The 746-nt window shown below is 73.5% G+C and carries 1 protein-coding gene; it reads right to left on the bottom strand.

The window, feature by feature from the left end:
• The coding region (locus FV222_RS28200) for a heparinase II/III family protein (protein ID WP_187277526.1) at positions 1 to 746 on the bottom strand (746 nt) is incomplete at both ends.

Below are 746 nucleotides of genomic sequence, written 5' to 3'. Positions count from 1 at the left end.
AGCCGGCGCAGCTCCGGGCCGCTCGCGGGCAGGCCGCAATTGATCACGATCCGCTGCGGCCCGCTCGACATCTCGAAGGAGAGGCAGCCGGCCCCGGCGTTGAGCGAGTACGGCAGCGGCGGCGGCGCGCCGACATCGGCCACGATGACGATGCGGCCGCCTTCCAGGCGCTCGTAGCCGGAGTTCGGCGCATGCATCATCGGCTGCGCCAGGGCGCCGTCGTAGATCAGCAGCGTCGCGAGGTGGTCGGCGGCCGTCGCGCCCATGCCGTTGAAGTGGCTGAGCGAGGCGTCGGCGTGCCGGAGCAGGCGCAGCAGCGGCAGCATCCGGTCGATGGCGCCGAGCAAAGCCGCCGGCGGCTCGACGCTGCGGCTGAGATAGCTCTGGCGCAGGGGCAGCAGGTCGAGGAGCAGTTCCATCGCGAAGCGCGGGTCGCGCGAGCGGTGGCCGCCGTCGGCCATGATCTGGCGGTCGAGCTCGCGCGAGAGCACGCGGGTGGCCCGCCGCAGGATCGGCTGGATGCCTTCGCAGCACAGGCCCGCGAAGCACAAGGCGACTGCCGCGTTCAGCCGCCATTGCGGCGGCACCCCGCGGCGCAGGTCGCGCTCGAGCTGCTGCGCGCCCCGGGCCAGCGCCTTCAGGAAGGCCTGGTAGAAGGCGTGGTCGGCCCCTTCCAGCACCAGCGGCGACTGGCTGAGGAACGAGATCAGCCGGCGCGCGGCCACCGGCGTCTGGCGCGCCAGGGC

The organism is Methylobacterium sp. WL103 (assembly GCF_008039885.1).
In the GTDB taxonomy this organism is placed as follows: domain Bacteria; phylum Pseudomonadota; class Alphaproteobacteria; order Rhizobiales; family Beijerinckiaceae; genus Methylobacterium; species Methylobacterium cerastii.
Note: the sequence above shows the minus strand (reverse complement) of the source record. Positions and strands in the feature narration are given on the sequence as shown.